This window comes from uncultured Microbulbifer sp., from assembly GCF_947489355.1.
Taxonomy (GTDB): domain Bacteria; phylum Pseudomonadota; class Gammaproteobacteria; order Pseudomonadales; family Cellvibrionaceae; genus Microbulbifer.
Window position 1 is genome coordinate 1 of the sequence record NZ_CANLDD010000155.1, and the last position, 1,039, is coordinate 1,039.

General features: G+C 48.6%; 2 protein-coding genes. One reads left to right on the forward strand and one right to left on the reverse strand.

Features of this window, described 5'->3' with window-relative positions; all coding sequences use genetic code 11:
- Positions 1-321: 321 nt before the first annotated feature.
- Entirely contained in the window at positions 322-711 is a 390-nt protein-coding gene (locus Q1A48_RS21250) for a DUF6632 domain-containing protein (RefSeq protein WP_299948854.1), read from the reverse strand.
- 134 nt (positions 712-845) lie between these two features.
- Between Q1A48_RS21250 and Q1A48_RS21255 the strand changes: the two genes are divergently transcribed.
- A partial coding sequence (locus Q1A48_RS21255) for a D-Ala-D-Ala carboxypeptidase family metallohydrolase (protein ID WP_299948856.1) occupies positions 846-1,039 on the forward strand: 194 nt, incomplete at its 3' end.

Consider the following 1,039-nt stretch of genomic DNA (forward strand, 5'->3'; position numbering starts at 1 on the left):
TTAAGTTGATTTAGCTGCAGTCAATAATATAGATGAACTAGGGCCTAGTTCGCTTGGCGAAGACTTTTTTGTGTTCGGAATTCGACTGTTTGCCTTGGAGTCACTGCTCCCCTATGGAAGAAGTCCTCAGATGCTTTGCAATAGCCAAGGGCTGGAACAGGTGGATTCTCTATAACGATTTCTAGTTGAAGCTCGTAGTGGTACACCCAGACGATTTTGAATTGATGGGGTTTCCTCAAGAGTGGTTGGGGATTCCAGTAAGGCCGCTGAGGCAAGGCTAACTTGGAGCCAGCTCCTACCGGAGACAAGATCATTAGCGCGTCAAGAAGAGCGCTTTTTGTGCCTGGGTAGTAGATACCAGAGGATCCCTGCAATCAAATATTGTACCGGAATATTTCCGATTAAATTTGCCTGCTCAGTTCGGTCAGCTAGCACCATCAACAACATAATGGTCGCATAGACTAGATTCAGCCAGATAGTGAACCAGATTAGTTTGATATGAGCAGTGGGATTTTTGGCGGCAAGAATCAGGAATACACCCAAAACTCCGAATGTTCCCAAAATAATCTGTTCGTATTCGGGCTGCGATGGTGTCAAGCCCCATCCCGCAGGCCATATCCAAACCATTAACGGATACATGGCAAAGATAAATATCAGTCCTGTAGCAATCAGGGCGATGGGAAGATATTTGGCGCGAGCAATGTCATCCATGTTTATCTCCGAGGTGCGGGCCGCTTTGTGCCATTTCAGTATAAAAACTTCACGCTGACAAAGATGCGCAGATTTATAGCCTAAACCATTTCTGAGCCCCGTTCAGCGAGGGGTTTTTCGTTTCTGGTGATCCCATGTTCAAGAACGACTACTTCACGGAAGAGGAGTTGTCCTGCCGCTGTTGCGGGAAACTCCACTTCTCGGATGACACGCTGCGCCGACTGATCAGGGTAAGGGAGCGGTTTGCTAAGCCGATGGTAATCAACTCCGGCTACCGCTGCCGGGACCACTGCGCCAGGATCGGCTCCACCATGACACACACTACCGG

Excerpts from the sequence above, each read along its gene's own strand:
- Q1A48_RS21250 (WP_299948854.1), bottom strand. The coding sequence starts at position 711 with ATGGATGACATTGCTCGCGCCAAATATCTTCCCATCGCCCTGATTGCT.